This window comes from Flavobacterium resistens (assembly GCF_900182645.1).
GTDB lineage: Bacteria > Bacteroidota > Bacteroidia > Flavobacteriales > Flavobacteriaceae > Flavobacterium > Flavobacterium resistens.
Map to the genome: position 1 here is coordinate 90,010 of NZ_FXTA01000007.1, position 21,924 is coordinate 111,933.

A 21,924-nucleotide genomic window follows, 5' to 3' on the forward strand; every position below is an offset into this window, starting at 1 on the left:
CCTCTTAACTCCGAGCATTGTATTACATACAGATTGGCGATCTCGCTCCGGCCGTAGGAAAGGAAAGTTTTTTAAGATTTATGTTTGAAAATTCTTTTTCGCCTTCAATTATTTTGATGAATTGGTTTGGCTTTACATTTTTAAACACTTGCTTTCTTTGATTTTTTGGCCACATAATTTCGATTTGATCAATAATTGAAGCTTGTCCAATTCCAATTTCCATTCGCAATGCCGAGGCTCCGAAACTTCCACCTGAATTTAGAATTCTGCACACAGATCGTGAAATACCGTTTTCTTTAAAGCTTACTTTTACTTTGGCGCCAATTGCGGAACGATTGCTTTCTGTACCTTCCAGTTTAATCTTAATCCAGCGATTATTGTTTTGGCCGGGATTCAGATATAAAGAATTATTGAAAGCATCTCCAAAATAAGCTCCTCCAACTTCAATGAAAATATCGCTGTCGCCGTCGTTATCAAGATCGTTAAACGCTACGGCATGTCCTTTTTGCAAATTCCCCATACGACTTGAAACTGTTACATCAGCAAATTTTCCATTACCCATATTTCTGAATAATTTATTAGGAGATAAGGATTTATAATCTGGATTTCCGGTACCGAGGTACATGTCCAGAAAACCGTCATTATCAAAATCTCCAAAATTGGAGCCCATTGCAAACACCGTTTTGCTTAAACCGGACACCACAGAAACATCAGAGAAGGTACCGTCATGATTATTGTGGTACAAATACATTTTGCTGCTTCCATTCGGAATATTTAATGCTTCCATCGCAGTTTCACCAGCAATCGATCCGTTGAACTGATAACCGCAAACAAAAATATCCTGCCAGCCATCATTGTCGTAATCCCAAAACCAAGTTGGAAAAGTCATTACATTGATTCCAGCTAAACCAGCTTCGTCTGTAACATCTTTAAATTGCGGAATGCCATTTTTAAGTCCGGTATTTTTTAATAATATCTTCTTTTTATTCATTCCAGAAAGAAACAAATCAATATCGCCATCATTATCATAATCTGCCGACGTTGCTCCTTTGATAAAAGAAACAATGTCACATTTTGCTTCTTTTGCAACATTTGTAAATGTCCCATCCTGATTGTTGATGTACAATTCAGAAGGATATGATCCATCATCTGAAGATTCATTGCCAATAAATAAATCTAAATAGCCGTCATTATTAAAATCATTCCAGTTTCCGGCTTGAGTAGGAAATTCAGAATACAAACCACTTTTAATAGTGACATCAGTAAAAGTGCCATCGCCGTTGTTACGTAATAATGAATTAGGTTGTCTGCCGAATTTATGCATCCAAGCTCCTCTTAAAACAAAAATATCAACATCGCCGTCATTGTCATAATCTGCCTGGATCATATTCAGACCGCCTTTAAATCTGCCTATTTCTGAAATTTTGGATACATCTGAAAATTTTCCTTTTAGATCATTTTGATAGTAATGCATAACGCCATCCAAACTCCAATCTGAAGTAACAATATCCAGATAATCATCATTATTGAAATCATCAACAATTACTCCGCCCGACATATTTCTGCTTTTTATGCCCACGTTTGGCGCAACATCCAAAAACGGTTTTACATGATAGTCCGAATCATCTTTATTCAGATTAGGTATCAGCCATTTTTGAGGAACGTTTGAAGGATACCCCCCTAATGTCATGTAAGCAATATTAAGCAACCATCTCGATTCATAATCATTTGAATCTAAATCCAATAACTTTTTATAAATTTCGATTGCGTTTTGAGATCCCTGACGTATAGTATGAATACCATTTTTTTGAATAGGCATAATACACGATTCTGGATTGTGGTAATTGACACAATTTTGCTTTTCACCCAGTCTCATATAAGCAATTGCCAAACATTTAAGCGCTTGTGGATCATCTTTGCCATCAATCGCTTTTTTTCTTTTGATGGCATTTTCCATAATTGAAACAGATTCTGCTTCTTTTCCGAATTTCAGCAAAGCATTTCCTTTATTCAATTCGTTGAATAATTTGAAAAAACCTTCATCAGAACTATTGATTATAGAATCATAATAAGCGACTTCTGCCTTTGCGGCAAAAGGATTGCTCTTGACATTATACATCATTTTTCTCGCATCCAAAATCTTAATCATCTTGTCATTCGGATTGGAAAAATAATCGCATGAAACTGCCAAAACAGAAACTATCAATAAAAATACTACTGGCTTAATTTTCATAATTAAAACATTTTCAGAAAAAATCAGTTCCATTTTAAAATTGGAACACTTATTCAATTGAAGTAATTTTATCTATAGTTTTATTTCCGATATGAAAATTGTAGAATTTCCAAACCTCGTGAGCTACGTTTCTTCCAAGTTTAAGTCCTTCAACATTATCTGCCTGAATGTGATAGCCTCCCATAACTCTGGAAATTCCAGCCATATTTGCTGTTTCTGTAAATGTTGGAAATTTTAGTACAACAGGTTTCCCTACGTTATCTGGTTCTGTCATTGATCCTGGCGCATTTACTGTTGCAGACTCTCCGAAATTGTCGTTTCCTGTCCATAGTTTTAATGCTTCACCGCAACCTCCGCTGATTGTGCTGTGTCCTGAAACATAACCGGGAAATGCAGGACATAAAAAAATATCTGGCGAATATGGTCTCCAGTCTTGCCCTTTCATATCAATATTTCCATAACCTGGTCCGCCCCATGCATTTATAGTTTTGTCTTTAAAATAATAATGTACTAAAGCATAAGGACGAGCAAAATCATAAAACATTTTTGTATCCCAGCATGCTATAAAACAATCCATAGCCGTCACCTGATTATAAAAAAACATTTTCACATCCTGATCCAGCGTGTGCTTGTCTCGTCTTGAAACATCCTGAGCAAATTTTAGCCAGTGTCCAGCTTGTTGCACTGATTTTGGGCCATCACGCATAAATTCTACTAATGCTTTTTGTTCGTTAGTAAGATTATGTTGCAAGTCGATTAATTCTTTAACTTCATTTTTGAGTTGTTCAGAATCTAAAGAAGGTGGAGGCATTGCACGAAACTGATCTCCAGTTTTTAACCCAACAGGTTTTACTTTACCCCAAAATGGCGTCATGCAGCCGGGCGCGAACTTACCGCCTTTTCCATCTGAAAAATATTTTGGTTGCCAGTGATTTACATCAACCATTTCGTCGGCAGTGTTTACTGGCTTATAATTTACATAGTTAAAATAGGGAGTTCCATTTGATCCATCTTCTTCTCCATATTGATTTGAACCGTCATGTTTTCTGGCTTCAATCACTGATTTGGCGGCTAAATTCCCTATTCCTGCTGGTGTTTTAGGATCAAGAGATTTATCGTTAGGATCCAATCCTAATTCTATCATATATGCTTTAAAAATTTCTTTGTCTGAAAAAAAATATTCACACAATGTATTGTAAGCGGCATAACTAATAGCAATCTCTTTATTTCTTAGTGTTTGTTCTTTCTGAGGTCTTCTTTCTGCATCTTTTAAATATACAGGAATTGCCTTTTCATCATAACGGCTCCAGGCATCAAAAATGGCAACAAATGTTAATCCTAAAAAACGGGAAGTAACAGTTGGTCTTGGCTTGAATCTATCGGTATCATTTGCCGTTGCAGTGATAGCAATTTCGCTCCATTTATAAGCCATATTGCTTACTCCTGTTGGTTCAGGTTGTTTTTTATTGTCTTTGTTTTGAGCAAACGCAGATGTGCTTAAAGCACTAAATAGAAGTACTTTAAACAAAAATTTATAAATTTTCATTTTTGGTTAGGTTTATATGGTTATGTAATAGTTTCTTAAATCAATTATTCTAATTGATTAAGTGAAAAATTTAAATAATCAGAATTCATCTTATGGCAACACCAAAGATTGAATTGAGGACTTGATTAATAGTCAAGATCTTTTAAATTTTTAACGTGAAAGAAGTATTATACCATATCGGGAGGAGGACAAATGGTAGTAAAATACCCCGAAAGAAGGTCTCTTTTTGGAGTATACGGACACAATTTTTCAGGAAAAAATGCTTTGGATGCAGTAACAACCAAATCAATTGTATCATTATTAGGAATGTAATCCGTAATAAAGGATTTCATTAATTTTTTACTTGGATTTTCTTTGTTAGAAGAGGTGTCAAATATTTGACTGTCGACAATTTTTTTTAAATCCTTGCTAAAAACTTTGGTATAGGAATTTTTTAGGCAATATAACTTTAATACATTGTTTACAATTCTTTTCTTAAAAACATGATAGGTCTTATTTTCGATTGTAAAATCTTCGTTGACCTCTTCAAAACCAGAATCCACAACATACGCGTAAGGATCAATCTGAATTTCGATAACTTCAAAATTTATATCTTCAGTTTTTTCCATAGCAGTCACCCACACTTGCTCTTGTTGTTCAGCAAACATGATGTAAAATCCTAAAACATTGTAAAACAACGTTACGATTAAAAAAAGTGATGCAATTTTTTTCATTTTGAATAAAACTGGTCTGTGGTATTTAAAAATGTATTTTAATAGTAAAACAGCAAATTATAAGTGTCTAAATTTTAATGGTTTTGCAACATATAAAATAGTGATAAACAGCGCACTTGCATGCGCTGTTTCTCAAACTACTAACTAACTTAACTTAAACTAACTAACTTCAATTTATTTAATATCCAGGATTATTATTACTTGGCTTAATATTTGGATTTGAAGACGTTTCTCTATTTGGTATTGGCCACAATTCGCTTTTACCAGCTTTAAAGCCAGTTCCTGCTAATTGAGTACTAGCAATGCCCCATCTAATGATATCATCAAAACGAACTTGCTCGCCAGCCAATTCTACTTTGCGTTCGTGGATAAGAGCTGTAAAAACTTGGTCTTTTGTAAGAGTTGTAGCCAACAATGGTACACCTGCTCTTGCACGAACTTGATTGATGTAACCAATCGCTGTTGCTTGCACACCACCCGATCTTAAGCTTTCACATTCTGCCATCATAAGCAAGACATCAGAATAACGCATAACTTTGAAGTTGATGCTTGAATCAAGATTTTCGTCGGTGCGCTTATAATAGTTTTGATATTTTTTCCAGCCTGCTCTTCTTAAACCTTCAGATGAAGAGAAATTAGCAGCTGTCATGGTGTTGTTTCCATTATTATATTTAGATCCCGGAACGTAAAAAGTATCTCCAAAACGTTTGTCACCTGGCTCATATTCATCTAATAAATTATCAGACGGATATACATTGTACCAACCTAGGTTACCATATTCCTGACCTCTAAGTGTAGATTCGGCAACACCATCTCCAGCAGTATCACTACCCCATTTATCTGCTACTCCTAATTTTTCATCATATTCAATTTCAAAAATCGATTCAGGCCCATGCTCCGTTTCATCCATAAAATTGTTATAGAAATTAGTTTCTAAGCTAAATCCTGTCACTTTACTGAAAGCAGCTAAAGCTTCATCATATTTCTTTTGATACAATAATGCTTTTCCTAAATAAGCAAAAGCAGCTTCTTTTGTTGCTCTTCCTTTGTCTTCAACACTTTTGCTTAATAAATTTTTAGAAGCAAAATCAAAATCAGAAACAATCAATTTATAAACTTCATCTTTAGGGCTTCTTGGATTACCAACGATAGTCTGTTTTGTATAAATTGGCAGATCTCCAAAACGAGGTACTAATAAAAAGTAATAGTATGCTCTTAAAAAATGAGCTTCTCCTAAAAACTTATTCTTTTTCTCTTGTGATAAAATTGAACTTGGCAAAGCATTAATTTTATCTTCATTGTCTAAGACAAAATTCGCTTTGGAAATTCCTAAATAACAAGTTTCCCAATAAAATTGGATAATGTCGCTACTTGCATCAAAAGAGAAATCAAGAAAAGGTTTTTTGTTTCCTTCTAATTGAGGATTTCCTTTATTTTCCTGAGCCATATTGTCTAAAGCAAAGAAAATATGTCTTGCGTATAGTCCTCTGGTTTGTAAGTTTGCATATGCAGCATTTACTGAAGCTTGGACCTGGGTTTCACTTTTAAAGTAAGTTTCAGGTGACAACTCATTTGGATTACTCAATTCTAAATCATTGTCGTTGCATGAATTTATTGTAAAAATCCCTAACAATATTGCAACTGTATATTTTATTTTTCTCATCATCTTTATAAATTAAAATGTAACATCAAGTCCAAAAATTATTGATTTAGGTTGTGGGTATCTTCCTATATCAATTCCAGCAGAATTTGCATTAGCATCTACACGAGCAATTTCAGGATCTAAGCCAGAGTACTTTGTAATTGTAACAAGATTTTGCGCACTTAGATAAAAGCGTATGTTTGTAAAATGGTTGTCGAAAGTGTCTCCTGATAAAGTATACCCCAAGGTCACATTTTTTAACCTTGTATAAGAACCATCTTCAACATATCTTTGACTTGCAGATGACCAGTTTTGACCCGCTCCAAGTGCTCTAGGCAATGTAGCCGATGGGTTGGTAACTACTCCATTTTGAACAATTGATCTGTCTAAAACATCTGTACTAGCATTAAATAAACGCTGCATAGCTTCTAGATCAAATTTATTTGAATTGAAAACGTCATTTCCGCTAACTCCAGTTATAAAACAATTAAAATCGAATTTTTTATAGGCTGCTGTAAGATTTAGACCATATGTGAAGTCTGGATATGGATTTCCAATATTTGTTTTGTCTTCTGAGTTGATAACTTTATCTCCGTTTCTATCAACAAATCTAATATCACCAGGTTGTACAGTAGTTTGTCCTGCACCTAAAGCTGCATCTACTTCTGCTTGATTTTGATAAATTCCATTCGTTTGATAACCCCAGAAATAAAATAATGGCTGACCAACTTCTAATCTTGAAAAGCTTTCCAGACCGGCTCTTCCTGATGGTCCGCCTAATACACTAGTTACACCCGGTGCTAAACTTGTTACCTCGTTTTTACTTGTTCCTAAGTTCGCAACAGCTGACCATGTAAAATCACCTTTTCTGTCGTTGTAGCCAAGTGAAAGTTCAAATCCATGTACTTTTGTATTAGCAATATTTTGAGTTTGAGTTCCTCCACCAGCTGAACCTACAGAAGCAGGAAGCGGTACTGCGAAAAGGATATCACTACCTTTATTATTGAAATATTCAAAACTTCCAGTAAATGCCTCATCAAATAGTCCAAAATCCAAACCTATATTTCTATCTGTTTTAGACTCCCACTTCAAATCTGGATTAGAAGCTCTACCAGCTGTAACACCTGAAGCAGCTGCTCCGTTAATTGGATAAATATAATTTGCGGCTAAAGTTCCACTGTACTGATAATTGTCGATAAGGTCATTACCTGTTGTTCCAGTACTCGCTCTAAGTTTCAATGTGCTAAATATAGAATTTGCCATAAAACTTTCTTTTGCAATATTCCAACCTAAAGCAACAGAGTAAAAATTACCATAGCGATTATTAGAACCAAAACGAGAAGATGCATCTCTACGTCCTGAAATTGCGAATAGGTATTTATCATCATAGTCGTAGTTAATACGAGCTACATAACCTAAATTATTTGTTTCACTGCTTGTTGATGCTAAATTTGCATCTTGAAGTCTCAATTGATCAATTTCATCTGAAATATAATAACGGCTACTTGCTACAAGATTCTGAAATTTATTCTCAATTTTAGTAATTACTCCTACTGCTTCTACGTGATGTTTTTCTGCAATGGTAGTTTTATAAGTTAAACTATTATCGAAAACAATAGTTTGACCTTGAGAATTTGTTTCTGCAGTTGATGAATAAGCTTGTTTATGAGCTGAACCATCAGCATAACTTGGAATAAAAGTATGGTCTTCGTTTGTAAAATAATCCAATGCAACTTGTGATCTGAATTTCAATCCTTTGATGATTTCTACTTCCGCATAAATGTTTCCAATTATAGATAAACCTTTAATATATTGATATCCTAAGTTGGCCACACGAACTGGGTTTTCAGCATCTTGTCCATCAGCAGTAGAAGGACCTTGATAACCTCCTAAATTATTTGCATTGTAAACAGGTAAATAAGGCGCCATTTTAATAGCATGCTCTAATAATGTTCTACCTCCTGATGCACGTTCTGGATTAGTCTTGCTAAAAGAAACTCCAATATTGCTTCCAACTGTTAGCCTTCCAATGGTTTGTGTATTGTTTGCTCTGAAAGAGTAACGTTCAAAACCAGTATTTATAACAGCTCCTTCTTGTTTTAAATATCCAGCAGAATAGCGACCTGTAGAATTATCTGTTCCGTTTGAGAAACTTAAATTGTAATCCTGCATTACACCATCCTGAAAAATTTCGTCTTGCCAATTTGTATTTATGTTTCCAAATTCAGCTGCTCTTGCTGTTAAGTCACTTCCTAAATCTTTTGCATATTTTAGGTATTGCTGTGTATTCAGAACATCATATCGTTTAGTAATTCTTTGAAAACCTGCATAAGAACTAAAATTTAATGTTCCTGCACCTTTTTTCCCTTTTTTAGTTGTTACCATAACTACACCATTATAGGCTTTAGAACCATACAATGCAGTTGTTGAAGCATCTTTTAAAACGGAAATACTCTCAATGTCACTAGGATTTAATCCTGATAAGTTGCCTGTTAAAACTCCATCGATTACATATAAAGGTGTACTATTTCCCATTGTAGCTAAACCACGAATACTAACCGTTGGACTAGTACCTGGTGCCCCATTTACAACAGTAACCCCTGCTGCTCTACCTTGCAAAGCAGACTCTGCATTAGTAATAGGCACTGCTGTAATATCTTTTGAGGTAACGGTTGAAATTGCTCCAGTTACCTTAGTTCTTTTTTGTGTACCGTAGGCAACAACAACTTCCTGCAAGTTTTGTGCTGATTCAACAAGTGTAACATCAATTGTGCTACGAGTTCCTACTGCAACCGTTTGCGTAACTAAGCCAACATAAGAATATATTATTTTGTCTGTTGGATTAACTCCTTTTAAAGAATACTTACCGTCAAAATCTGTCGATGCACTATTGTTTGAACCTTGTACTGTAATACTGGCACCAGGTAATGGAAATCCCGAAGGATCTGTAACCACACCTTGTACGGTCTTGGATTGTGCTATCATATTCTGATAGCTTATCATCAGCAATGCGATTATTGCAAATTTTAATTTTAACTTCATAATTGGTTTTTTGTTTTAGTTAAATAATTGTTGGTTGTAAAGTTTTGTTTGTTTGTTATTTATTGTATTGATATTGTCCCTCATTTTTTAATTTAAAAAGCCGCTTGCAATACATAAATATGGTTTTAATTCATGTTCTAAATGGGTTTAAGATTGTTAGTAATTTGTTTCATGTTTATTTTAATTTTGATTATACCAAAAGTAGATTGTTAACATAAATTTCACATACTACATTTGATGCATAATCTATCAAATTTGTAGCATGACAGTTAAAAAAATAGCGAATTCAGGGTTTTACAGTTCTTAATCGATTGAAATGAAAAATATATTATTACCAATTTTAGTATCTTATTTTTTAGATATGAGAAAAATAAACGAATAATATATTCATATTTCACAATCAATAAAAAGTAAAAATCGATCCCTATATTTCTTCTTTTAAAAAAAATAAAAATGCTTAAGGCATCATAATATCCAGTTTGTAAAAACCAGTTAATGATCCATAAAAAGCAAAAAAAAAAGACGAAATACTTCGTCTTTTTTAGATGGAAAATTGATGTAATTAACTATTGCTTACTTTTTGTGTTGGAAGGCATCCAAATTTTTCTTTATAACATTTAGTAAAATAAGATGGCGAACTAAAACCTACTTTATAACTGATTTCCGTTATATTATCATTTCCTAATTCTATTAGTTCTTTAGCCTTTTCTAAACGAACATTCCGGATAAATTCATTGACTGATACACCGGTTAATGTCTTGACTTTACGATACAACTGGCTTCTGCTTAAAAAAACATTCGAAGCCAAGACTTCTACGCTCAATTCGGTTTCGCGAATATTTTCATTGATGTAATTCAGAACATTTTTTATGAATTCATTGTCTAAAGTTGTAGTTTTTTCTTTAGCTGTTGAAGTAATTCCGTTATAGAACTTATTGAACATAATTTGTCTGCTATTGATCAATTGTCCTAAGCTGGACCTCAAAATATCCATATCAAAAGGTTTGCTTAAATACATGTCAGCACCAGAATCAATTCCTTCCAATTTATCTTTAACTAAGGCTTTTGCAGACAACATCATTAACGGAATATGGCTTGTTTTTAAATTGGTTTTAATATTTTTACATAATTCCAAACCATTCATAACAGGCATAATCACGTCGGTTAAAATCAAATCAGGCAGTTTTTGCAAAGCTAAATCTAAACCAACTTGCCCATTTTCTGCAACGATGACTTTGTACTCTTTTTTGAGTTCACTTTTTAGATAATTTCGAAGTTCTACATTGTCTTCAACAATCAAAACCGTATAAATTCGGTCTTGCTGTTCCTCATCATCAGTCAATTGAATTTCCTCTTTTTCGACAATTGGTTTGAAGCTTATTTTATTTTCCCTTTTATATTCTTCAAACAATATTTCGTTTTCATTAAAAAATTCCTTTCCAAGTGGAAACAGCAATTTAAAAATAGTGCCTACTCCTAATTCACTTTCAACCTCAATTATTCCTTTATGCAATTCGACAAATCCGCGAACCACTTCCAAGCCAATACCTGTACTTCCATAATACGCTTTGTTCAAATTGTTTACCTGATAAAAACGGTCAAAAATTCTTTTAATATCTTTTTTATCCAATCCCGAACCAGTGTCTTCAACAACTATCGTAAAATAATGAGCCGTATCTGATGAATCAATTAAAGGGAAATGAATTTGTTCGTTATTAATTATGATTTTTACCTTAATTTTTCCATTATCCGGAGTAACTTTAAAAGCATTTGAAACGACATTAAAAATAATTTTTTCGAACATTTTAGGGTCGATCCAATCTTTCAGTGAAGTTTTATTGGATTCAAATTGCAAATCAATTCCGCGGCTTGATGCTTCTTCATTAAAATAACTGACAACTTCTTTTGTAAAACCAACCACTTCAATCAATTGTAATTGAAGATTCATTTTATTGAACTGAAGTTTATTAAAATCCATCAACTCATTAATCAGTCTGGAAAGTCTGTCAGAACTTTTTTGAATCGTTTGCAATTTATTCAGAACACCTTCAGGAAGTTGCTGACTGCTATTTTTTATGATATCTCCTAAAGGATTTAAAATCAATGTTAATGGAGTCCTGAACTCATGTGAAATATTGGTAAAGAATTGTAATTTTTTATTGTTTAATTTTTCAATCTGAATCGCTTTCTGTTTTTCAAACTCGATCATTTGTTTTTGTTTAAATCGATTTTGATAATACTGATTGGCAAAATGAATCGCTGCCCCAAGTAAAAGCGTATAAAATAAATAAGCAAAAGATGTTTTCCACCATGGCGGCAATATCTCAATTTTTAACTCCAACGGCACCTTGCTCCAAGCTCCGTTTTTTTCTGAAGCTTTAACTTTAAATGTATAATTTCCAGGAGCTAAATTGGTGTAAGTTGCAGAACGTTTGTTTCCGACATAATTCCAAGAATCATCAAAACCTTCTAAATAATAGGCAAATTCATTTCTAGCTGGAAAAGAATAATTCACCGCAATAAAATCAATTGTAAATACAGACTGATCGTGTTTAAGAATTATTTTTTTTGTTTCGGAAAGTACTTTTATAAGTGGCGAATTTTTTTCAAGTGGTCCGACCGATTTATTAAAAAGCTTCAGATCAGTAAAATAAATAGGTAATTGCTTTTTACTTTTAACCAAATTAGAAGGATTAAAATAGTTTAACCCCTCGTAACTTCCAAAATAAAGCATTCCAACTTCATCTCTTAAAACTGCATTGTTATTGAAATCATTACCTAGCAAACCATCAAAGGTAGAATAGTTGACTGTAGTATTGTTTTTTAGATCCAGTCTCGTAATTCCTTTTTTTCCACTTAACCAAATGCATTCATCATTAGATTCTGTAATCGCCGAAATTGATTTTTCATGCAGTCCTTTAAAATTTATGTACCATTTTAGGACATCCGTTTTTTTATTGTAACTGAATAATCCTGCGCCATCAGTACCAATCCAGATTTCTTTGTTTTTAGCCTGATATAAAGCATTAATCGTGTGCGTACTTTTATGATTTTTAAGTTTCTCCGACATTTTATCTCTAAAAGAAGTCACAGAAAAAGTAATAAAATCATTCGTAACCACTTTATAAAGTCCTGTTGTTGAACCAACCCAAACGGCATCATCTGAATCAACCATTACATTTCTGATGTCAATATTTGTTATTGCATTTGTCAAAAATGGCTTCGCATTACAATGGTGAAATTGTCCGTCTGACGGAGTATAATAATGTAGTCCTTTAGCAAAAGTTCCAATCCAAATTATACCTCTGGAATCTTCTGTAATACTCATAATATTATCTGAGGCTAGATTAGGTGTGTTTTTGGTATTATAATTAATAAAACTCCTGCTTCCTTTCTTTAAAAGAAAAATTCCTTCGTTCCAACTCGATAGCCAAACATTTTGTTTTTTGTCAATAAATACCTTTGTGATATTATCATTGGTTAATCCAGAATATAATTTGCCATCTGATTTAGTAATATGTTTAAAGTCTTTGGTTATGGAATTGTAAACATCCACTCCTCCACCTTCCATAGAAATCCATAATTGTCCCTGATGATCTTTAGCAATTCCGGTCACACAACTGGTTTGTAAGGATTGTGGATTTCCAGGCAAACTTTCTATGATATTGACTTTACTGTTTATTTTATCAAAAACGCCTAAACCTTTATTATAATAGCCCAGCCAAATTCTATTCTCTCTGTCTAATAATAAAGACCAAACCGAATTTGAACTCAAACTACGTGTATTGAACTTGCTGTTTACGTATTTTTTTTGAACAACACCCTGATCATCAACTATGATTAATCCATCATTTTCGGTTGCACAAAGAATTGTTTTAGAATCTCTTGCCAAAATTGACATGATCCTTTTTTTAGTAATAGGATAGTAAAAGGTTTGTTTAACTTTAGAATGTAAATCAACTTTTATCAAGCCTTTAAATCCGTCGCCAATCCATAAGTTTTGATTACTATCTAAACACATAGACACAATGCTTGCCGAGTGTATCCGATTGTCATTGCCAATGTTAACCTTTTTTGTCTCATTCTTTATAGGATCGAATATTTTCAATCCTAAATTTGTTCCCAAGTAAATGGTTCCTTTTTTATCTTTTGCAAGACTATTGATAAGATAATTTGAGTTATTTGCTACATCAGAATTAACTTTGGTAATTTCCCGCGTCGTAGTACTTAATTTTAGTAAACCGTTATTAACTGTTCCTAACATTAGATTTCCATTATTGTCTTCAATAATGCTTTTAATAGAAATTACAGTTTCTTTTTTAATTTTCTTCTGAATATCAATGCTTTCAAAATTGTCTAAGTTTCGATTATACAGACATAATCCTTCGTCAGTCCCTATCCACAACCGGTTGCGAGTATCAACGTAAGTAACATAAATTAAATTGCTATTAATAGAATTACTGCGTTTGGAATTTTGTTCGTAAGCAACATAATTAACTCCGTCGTATTTATACAAACCGGCACCATTTGTACCCATCCACATAAATCCAGACTGATCCTGTGATATGGTATAAATACCACTTTTCGAAGCTTCTTTATCTACTAATCTAAATTGATAGTTTTCAAATTTATCCTGAGAAAACAAATTGTTTACTATAAAAAATAGAATAACTATCGCTTTAACACAAATTTTTGGAGCCATACATTATTGAGGAAATTTAAATTAAATATATACTTTTTAATTGAAAATGCAATTTTTATGCATGTTAATTAAGTATATTATTAGAATTTTAGCCTGCTTCAAAAAACAGTATTTCTCAAGCAGGCATTGAATTTTGGTAGATTATTGAACAGAAACTTTAGTCATTTTTAAATCTTGAGTTTTTGAACTATTACCATAATACACCTCATACTCACCTGGAGTTACCTTCATATTTCTAGTGTTTTGATCATAAAATTCAAATGAAGATGATGGCAAATCAATCGTTACATTTTGACTTTCTCCCGCTTTTAAATTGATTCGTTTAAAAGCTTTTAAGGTTTTTAATGGACCATCTGTATCATTTATTTTTTTGATGTATACCTGAACAATCTCAGTTCCTTCACATTTGCTGACGTTTTTTATTGAAAAGTTCAATTGTGTACTTTCATTTGATTTTATTTTTGTCTTTGACAGTTTTGCTGTACTTATATTGAATTTAGAATAACTCAAACCAAAACCAAAAGGGAACAAAACATCTGTTGCATATCTGTATGTACGTCCTTTCATCGAATAGTCTTCAAAATCGCCTAAAATGTCTGAGTTTTTATAAAATGAAACCGGAAGTTTTCCAGCAGGGTTAAAATCTCCAAAAAGCACATCGGCGACAGCCTGACCTCCCAATTCTCCAGGATACCATGCTTGTAAAATGGCATCGCAACTTGATGTCTCTGGCGTTAAAGCAATTGCAGAACCTGAGCAGTTTACAAAAACCACTTTTTTACCGGCAGCTTTTAATTCTTGTAAACATTTTCTTTGAACTGCTGGAAGTTCTATATTCGTTCTGTCACCGCCTTTAAAACCAGGATAAGAAACCGGCATTTCTTCGCCCTCAAGCAAAGTCGAAAGTCCACCTACAAAAACCACAGTATCAATGCCTTTTAATTTCTGGATTAATCCTCCAAAATCAATATCAAACTCTTTTCCAAAATCAAATTCAAGATTTGCCTGCCAATTGTTTGACTGAGCGTACAGAATTTCAATTTTATAGTTTTTACCCGCTTCAACTATAAAGGGAATTTTTCCAGGCAACGTTCTCCATGTGGTATATTTTGCTTTGGAAATTCCGTTGACTAGTAATTCAAAAACGCCGCAAGCTCCTGTTTTAAATACAAGTGTATCATTTGTTGTAGCTAAAAATTCAGTCTCATATTTTGCCGAAAATCCTTCTAATTTAACTCCAGAAGCAAATTCATGCTGACCGGCAGTTGTCATTTTTATCGGATTCAATATTTGTTGCGAAACAACCGGAGAACCTTCTCTATTCGGATTATTCCAAAAAGTTGCTTTCATCCCCTTTTTTCCTTCAAATGAAATTTGACTGAAATAACTTTGATTTACTTTATCTTCTACTAAATCACAGCCTTTATCATAAAAGATTTTATTAGCCGAAATTTTTGATTCTATTCCGTTTTTAATCGTTATAGTTTTAACAGGCGTACCGTTATAATTTCCCCATAACATTGGCTCGTCATCGGCATTTGGACCAATAACAGCAACTTTATTTATGGATTTATTCAAAGGAAGTATATTATTCTTGTTTTGCAAAAGTGTCATTGACTCCTGAGCCATTTCAAGTGCTAACTTTTGATGCTCTTTACTATTGAGAACAGTTACCGGAATTTGAGCGTAGGGAACAATAGCATCATCATCCATTTCGCCTAAATCAAAACGACCAATTAAAACGCGAAGCAAGCTTTTGTTGATATCAGCCTCTTTTATTAAATCTTTCTCTACTGCTTCTGGCAAATTTTTAAAAGGATATTTTTCCCAAACGCATTCGACATCAGTTCCTGCAAGTACCGCTTTAGATGCTGCATGTGTTGCATCAGACGAAACTTTATGTGTGGTATAAAAATCAGTAACCGCTCCGCAATCCGACACTACCATATATTTATAGCCCCATTCATCACGAAGAATGCCTTGCAGCAATCTTCTATTACTGCAGCAAGGTTCATCATCTAAACGCTGATAAGCACACATTACCTGACGAACATCAGCTTCCTGAACCAATGATTTAAATGCTGGCAGATACGTTTCATATAACTCTCTAGGATTTACATTATTAAGATTCAATTCATGTCTGCTCCATTCAGGACCTGAATGAACCGCAAAATGTTTCGCACAAGCCAAAAGTTTTCGGTATTTAGCATCTTCAGGGCCTTGTAATCCTTTAACAACAGAAATTCCCATTCGCGAAGTAAGATACGGGTCTTCGCCATAAGTTTCCTGACCACGGCCCCAGCGCGGATCTCTAAAAATATTTACATTAGGCGTCCAAACCGAAAGGCTTAAAAAACGCTTATTCTCGTTGCCGTTTTTAATCCACTGATTGTATTTGGCACGGGCTTCATCTGAAACCGCATCAAAAACATGATATAACAACTGATCATCAAATGATGCTGCCATGCCAATAGGTTCAGGAAAAACCGTCACATTATCATTATTCGCATAACCGTGCAAAGCTTCGCTCCACCAATTGAATTTTTTGATTCCTAATCGTGGTATAGCATCACTCTGATCGCACATTAACGTTGCTTTTTCTTCAAGAGTCAATCGTGAAATTAGATCTTTTGCTCTTTCAGCAGAACTAAGCGAGGGATTCTTAAAAGGATATTGCTGTGCATTGGCACAAAAAAATGATAGTAAACTTATGATAAATAGATAACTGATTTTCATGCTTTCTTTGAATTTAAATTTTAAAAAAAAAACTTTTAATCTAAGTCACTTCTCTTGAAATGACTGCATTTGATTCATTCTATTCCTTAATCGAAAAATGGTATATTTTTCCTTTTTCAGTAGCAACATCATATAAATATGTCGGTTGAATATTTAAAGGTCTTATCGTTGATTCTTTAGCCATCATGGGCTTTTTGATCGCATCTGTTTCGTAAAAAACATTTGAATTACCTCCGGAAGCAGTTTTAAAATCCATTTTATTTTTAGGAATGATTTGATTTGGAGTTCTCAATCTAAGATTTCCACCAAGATTGGACTGAATACTGACAGCAACTAACTTTCCATTTTTCCATTTCATATCTTTAATTTCAAATCCTCCACGCGCTTTCAAACCTGCTATTTCTCCATATTCTTTCAACGCATCTGGAAGAGCCGGAAGCAAATGAATCGCTTCATCTGAACTTTGCATCAACATTTCAGCAATTCCTGATGTGCATCCAAAATTTCCGTCAATTTGAAAAGGTGGATGCGCGTCAAAAAGATTATTATAAGTGCCTCCTCCACCGGTGTTCACACCAAGCGGAGTCAATTGGTTTTGAATCAAACTGTAAGCATGATTTCCATCCTGCATTTTTGCCCACCAATTTACTTTCCAGCCCATACTCCAACCCGTAGATATATCTCCTCTTTGCAATAATGTATTCTTTGCTGCTGCAAAAAGCTCTGGAGTTTTATAAGCTGAAATCTGATTAGAAGGGTACAACCCATATAAATGCGAAATATGGCGATGATTATCTTTAGGATCATCGACATCATCCATCCATTCCTGCAACTGATTGTATTTACCAATTTGCATTGGCGGAAGCATATTGCGCAACGTTTTTAAACTATCAATGTATTGTTTGTCTTTTCCTAATGTTTCAGATGCTTTTATTGCTGTACTAAAAACATCAAAAACAATCTGATTGTCCATCGTAGATCCGGCAGTTACTGAAGAACCTTGATGCGCTGCTGGAGCATTTTCAGGTGAATTCGCTGGAACTACAACCAACCAGCCACTTTCAGGATCTTTTACCAAAAAATCAGCATAAAAATCCGCTGCTCCCTTAAGGGTTTCATATACCGATTGAAGATAATCCTTATCGCCTGTATAGAGATAATGCTCCCAGAGATGTTGGCTCAACCAGCCTCCACCTGCATTCCATACTCCCCAAGTTGCGCCATCAACAGCACCATTAATTCGCCAAATATCTGTATTATGATGCGCCATCCAGCCACGGGCTCCATACATTACTTTTGCAGTCTCTTTTCCGGTTTGTGCTAATTCTTGGATCATTTTTAAAAGAGGCTCGTGCATTTCTGATAAATTGGTTTTCTCAGAGGGCCAGTAATTCATTTCTGTATTTATATTGATCGTATATTTACTGTCCCATGCAGGATTCATGCTGTGATTCCAAATTCCCTGAAGATTTGCAGGCTGACCTCCAAGCTGTGAAGATGAAATCAATAAATATCTGCCATACTGAAAATAAAGCGTTACAAAAGATGGATCAGAAACATTTCTGAAATTCGCTAATCTTTCATTTGTTGGCAGTTTGGATGCTTCAGTTGTTCCAAAATCAAGTTTGACTCTCTTAAAATATTTTTGATAATAAGCAATATGAGCTTTTTTCATATTGTTATACTCTTTATCAAATGCCTTGTTCAAAAAAGATTTTGCAAGTTCCTTTTCATTACCGCTGATATCATCGTAATTAATAAAGTTACTAGCAATAGATACATAAATCAAAACAGAATCTGCTCCTTCAATTTTTATAGAATTTCCAATACTTTTTATTCCTCCGCCATTGACTTTGAACTTTGCCAATGCATTAAAATTGACTTTTCCGTCTATGCCTTCATGATCACTTGTAGTTCCCGAAAGTGAAAGTTCATTGTTATTTTCAACTTTAATTTCCTGTTTTTTATGTTCAGAGGTAAAAGCAGCTGTAAACGACAATTTTCCCGGTTTATCAGCAGAAAGTTTTATCACTAGAACCCGATCAGGAAAAGACATAAATGCTTCACGGGTATAGGTAACGCCCTGTATTTTATAAACTGTTTTTATAACCGCATTCTCTATATCAAGTTCTCGGTAATAATCGGTAAAGTTTTGATGATTCAAAAAATCCAATTCTAAATTTCCAACAGGCTGAAACATTTGCCCGTGGGATTTTTTAGTGATTATATTTTCATTGATGCGTTTTTCTGCTTTTTTATATTCTTTCTGAAAAATAAGTCTTCTAATTTCGCTTAGTGCATTTTTTGCATCAGGATTATCATTCCTATTTGGACTTCCGCTCCATACACTTGCTTCATTTAGTTGAAAAATTTCTTTTTCGACATTTCCATATACCATAGCGCCTTGAAAGCCATTTCCAATTGGCAAGGCATTTTCCCATACTGTTCCTGAAGGATTTTTGTACCAAAGTTTCAAATCATCTTTCTGCTGTGCAGCTAATGAAATTCCCAATAGAATCAATATGGTACTCAGACTTTTTTTCATCATTATTTTGTTTTTGGAAATTCTTGCTATCTAAAAATTAATTAATTAAACAATAACGGCGCAAACAGAAACAAATCATGTCTCCAAACTGGCCATGTGTGTCCTCCTGAATATTCGCTGTATTTGTATTTAACTCCCATTTGGTCAAATTTGCTCAACATTATTTTGCAGTTTTCATAAGCAATGTCTTCCTTGCCTCCCATTGAAATCCAAAAATTCTTGATATTAGAATTAATAACAGTGGCATTATTTTTCATAAATTCATATTGAGGTCCTGACAATGTATCATTATTGGCCCACCAACCCGAGCTGAATACACCTATACTTGAAAACATATCTGAATTTTTAACCCCAGCGTACAATGTCTGCAGTCCTCCCATTGATAATCCGGCCAATGCTCTATTTTTAGCGTCTGTTGCTACTTTAAAATTACTTTCTACAAAAGGAATTGCGCCCTCTTTTAATTCATTTTCAAATGCTTTCAATGCATTTTCATTGAAACCTGCAGTTCCCATATTTCCATCAAGCATGGCGATAATCATTGGCTTTGCTTTCCTTTCGGCTATTAAATTGTCTAAAATCAAATTCGCCTTGCCTTGAGTTGCCCATCCGGTTTGGTCTTCGCCTCCTCCATGAAGCAGATATAAAACAGGATATTTTTCGATTGAATTTTCATAACCGGGTGGTGTATAAACATACATTTCACGCCAAGAATTAGTTGCTTTTGAAAAATATTTTTTGATTCTGATATCACCATGGGGAACCATTTTTAATTCGTAAAAATCCCCTTCTTTATTTGGAATTTCAATACCGCTGGCCATGCGTCCCATACCATAAAATGTTTCACTAGCAGGATCAGCTACAGCTACACCATCAATTAGCAAAGAATAATAATTAAATCCTTTATTAATTACTCCTGTTGTTGTAGTCCATAGTCCGTCTGAATCTCTGGACATATCATACTTTTTGCCTAAATCAATTTGAACTTTTGACGCTTCTGGCGCTTTAATTTTAAAAACAACACGATTGTCTGGTAATAGTTGCGGATACTTAGCATTACGAATATTGGTCTGCGCCTGATCGCCTAAAATCGTATATGCTGCAAAATTGGATTGATCGACATATTTGAATAAAAACTGTGAAAACATATACAATCCATTTTTCCAAACTTTGAAATCATGCACACCCGGCTCTAAATAGTAAATGTGAGGCACATCATTTTTATACAAATATTCGTGAGTGCGTTTACTGTTGCTAATTAACCAATCGTTATCACCGCACGAAATCCAAAGTAATTTTAATTTCTTTTTTGCTTCTTCAGGATTTGGGAGTAATTCTTCTGGCATTTTGGTATTTGGCGCAGCTGAAAATGCACCAACCCAAGCAAATTTATCCAAGTTCCCTAAGCCAAAATTCAAAGATTGTCCACCACCCATAGACAAACCGGCAATTGCACGGTGTTCTCTGTCTTTATAAACAAGGTATTTTTTTTCAATAAACGGAATTAAATCACCCAATAAATCTTTTTCGAAGGTTGAAAAAGCCTTTACTTTATCTGGAGCCATGATATTTCCTGTAGCACTATCATCTTTCATTGCTCTTCCGTTTGGCATTACAACAATCATAGGTTCTAATTTTCCTTCTGCATAAAGATTGTCTAATATAATTTGCGGATTTCCTCCTTTCAACCATTCATTTTCATCACCGCCTATACCATGCAGGAGGTATAGTACAGAGTACTTTTTCTTTTTATTAAATCCAGGCGGCGTATATACATTTACTTTTCTTACCGTTCCAACCGTTTTAGACTCATAACTGATTGTTTCTACTTTACCCGTTGGAGCATTTGAATTTACCTGATCAAAACCAATTGGCGCGCTAACCCTGAAAAACTCTTTTCCATTGTACAATTTATAGCCTAATAGCGATAGCATTTTTTCGCCGTAACGGTTACCTAAATCACGATAACCTGCTGCGTTAAAATGTAGAAAATCTGGTTCGGCTTTGCATCCGCTTGAAGAAATGACATACGAATTTAGTATTGTTTTAGGAAGTGTGGCTATGATTTTATTCATACTTCCGCATTTACCATTTTGATCTTCATTTACAGTTTCACCTGAAAGCAGTGGAACTTTATTAGGATCCAGATTTAAATCTTTCATCAGGTTATCGTAAACGATTTTTACTTTCTTCGGCCAAAGTGTATCACCCGTATTTGATTCTCCTTGATGCAGTAAAATTCCTTTAATTACACCTTTTTTTTGAGCAATCTTAGCCATTTCAACCAATCTTTGATACGGATTGTCGTTGTATTGTTTTAGAATACCTTTCATCCAATCTGGCGCAGTTGCAACATATTCTGATGTTTTATTTACATCAAAAAGTTCGATTTTACAGCCTCCAACAGCCACATTTATCACCCCAACTTTTATATTTTTTGGTAGATTGGCAATTAAAGTTCTTCCAAAATAATCTACTGGAGTCAGCCCAGTATTACATCGGCATAATGGAGGAACTGCCGTATACCAATTGCCTTTTGAACGCCCATTTTCTGGACAATCTACTGTTGCTAAAACTTGAAAACGATCATCAACTGCGGTGATATCCTGCGGTTCAATTTTAGCATAACCCTCCATATTTGATTGGCCAAAACTCAAATAAACATGAAAATTTGGATCTTGAGAATATCCTTTTTGTCCTATAAAAAAAAGAACAGCAAATGCAAAAAATCTAATTATTGATTTCATTATATGGTGCTATTTTAA

General features: G+C 34.1%; 9 protein-coding genes. All 9 read right to left on the minus strand.

Going from position 1 to position 21,924, the window contains the following annotated elements; translation table 11 throughout:
- Positions 1-22 precede the first annotated feature (22 nt).
- Positions 23-2,233 carry a CRTAC1 family protein gene (locus FN795_RS20740; protein WP_167498108.1) on the minus strand — a complete coding sequence of 737 codons (2,211 nt, stop codon included), beginning with the start codon at positions 2,231-2,233 and terminating at the stop codon, positions 23-25.
- A 49-nt stretch (positions 2,234-2,282) separates the two neighbouring features.
- Entirely contained in the window at positions 2,283-3,779 is a 1,497-nt protein-coding gene (locus FN795_RS20745) for a vanadium-dependent haloperoxidase (protein ID WP_142452395.1), read from the minus strand.
- A gap of 167 nt (positions 3,780-3,946) precedes the next feature.
- Positions 3,947-4,492 carry a hypothetical protein gene (locus FN795_RS20750; protein WP_142452396.1) on the minus strand — a complete coding sequence of 182 codons (546 nt, stop codon included), beginning with the start codon at positions 4,490-4,492 and terminating at the stop codon, positions 3,947-3,949.
- Positions 4,493-4,670: 178 nt separating this feature from the next.
- Positions 4,671-6,158, minus strand: coding sequence for a RagB/SusD family nutrient uptake outer membrane protein (locus FN795_RS20755; RefSeq protein ID WP_142452397.1), 1,488 nt, complete (start codon positions 6,156-6,158; stop codon positions 4,671-4,673).
- A gap of 9 nt (positions 6,159-6,167) precedes the next feature.
- Positions 6,168-9,176, minus strand: coding sequence for a SusC/RagA family TonB-linked outer membrane protein (locus FN795_RS20760; protein WP_142452398.1), 3,009 nt, complete (start codon positions 9,174-9,176; stop codon positions 6,168-6,170).
- Between the two features lie 562 nt (positions 9,177-9,738).
- Complete coding sequence (locus FN795_RS20765) at positions 9,739-13,878, minus strand: hybrid sensor histidine kinase/response regulator transcription factor (RefSeq protein WP_142452399.1); 4,140 nt, start codon at positions 13,876-13,878, stop codon at positions 9,739-9,741.
- Positions 13,879-14,019: 141 nt separating this feature from the next.
- On the minus strand, positions 14,020-16,614 hold the full coding sequence (gene xyl3A, locus FN795_RS20770; protein WP_142452400.1) for a xylan 1,4-beta-xylosidase: 2,595 nt from the start codon (positions 16,612-16,614) through the stop codon (positions 14,020-14,022).
- Between the two features lie 79 nt (positions 16,615-16,693).
- Positions 16,694-19,162: a glycoside hydrolase family 95 protein gene (locus tag FN795_RS20775; RefSeq protein ID WP_244290019.1), complete on the minus strand. Its 2,469-nt coding sequence runs from the start codon at positions 19,160-19,162 to the stop codon at positions 16,694-16,696.
- A gap of 38 nt (positions 19,163-19,200) precedes the next feature.
- Positions 19,201-21,906, minus strand: a complete 2,706-nt coding sequence (locus FN795_RS20780) for an alpha/beta hydrolase-fold protein (RefSeq protein WP_142452401.1) — start codon at positions 21,904-21,906, stop codon at positions 19,201-19,203.
- Between the last annotated feature and the right edge of the window lie 18 nt (positions 21,907-21,924).

Bases quoted from the DNA above. Each gene is read 5' to 3' on its own strand.
- FN795_RS20760 (WP_142452398.1), bottom strand. From the start codon at position 9,176: ATGAAGTTAAAATTAAAATTTGCAATAATCGCATTGCTGATGATAAGC.
- FN795_RS20765 (WP_142452399.1), bottom strand. From the start codon at position 13,878: ATGGCTCCAAAAATTTGTGTTAAAGCGATAGTTATTCTATTTTTTATA.
- FN795_RS20780 (WP_142452401.1), bottom strand. From the start codon at position 21,906: ATGAAATCAATAATTAGATTTTTTGCATTTGCTGTTCTTTTTTTTATA.
- FN795_RS20750 (WP_142452396.1), bottom strand. From the start codon at position 4,492: ATGAAAAAAATTGCATCACTTTTTTTAATCGTAACGTTGTTTTACAAT.
- FN795_RS20745 (WP_142452395.1), bottom strand. From the start codon at position 3,779: ATGAAAATTTATAAATTTTTGTTTAAAGTACTTCTATTTAGTGCTTTA.
- FN795_RS20740 (WP_167498108.1), bottom strand. From the start codon at position 2,233: ATGAAAATTAAGCCAGTAGTATTTTTATTGATAGTTTCTGTTTTGGCA.
- FN795_RS20755 (WP_142452397.1), bottom strand. From the start codon at position 6,158: ATGATGAGAAAAATAAAATATACAGTTGCAATATTGTTAGGGATTTTT.
- xyl3A (WP_142452400.1), bottom strand. From the start codon at position 16,614: ATGAAAATCAGTTATCTATTTATCATAAGTTTACTATCATTTTTTTGT.
- FN795_RS20775 (WP_244290019.1), bottom strand. From the start codon at position 19,162: ATGATGAAAAAAAGTCTGAGTACCATATTGATTCTATTGGGAATTTCA.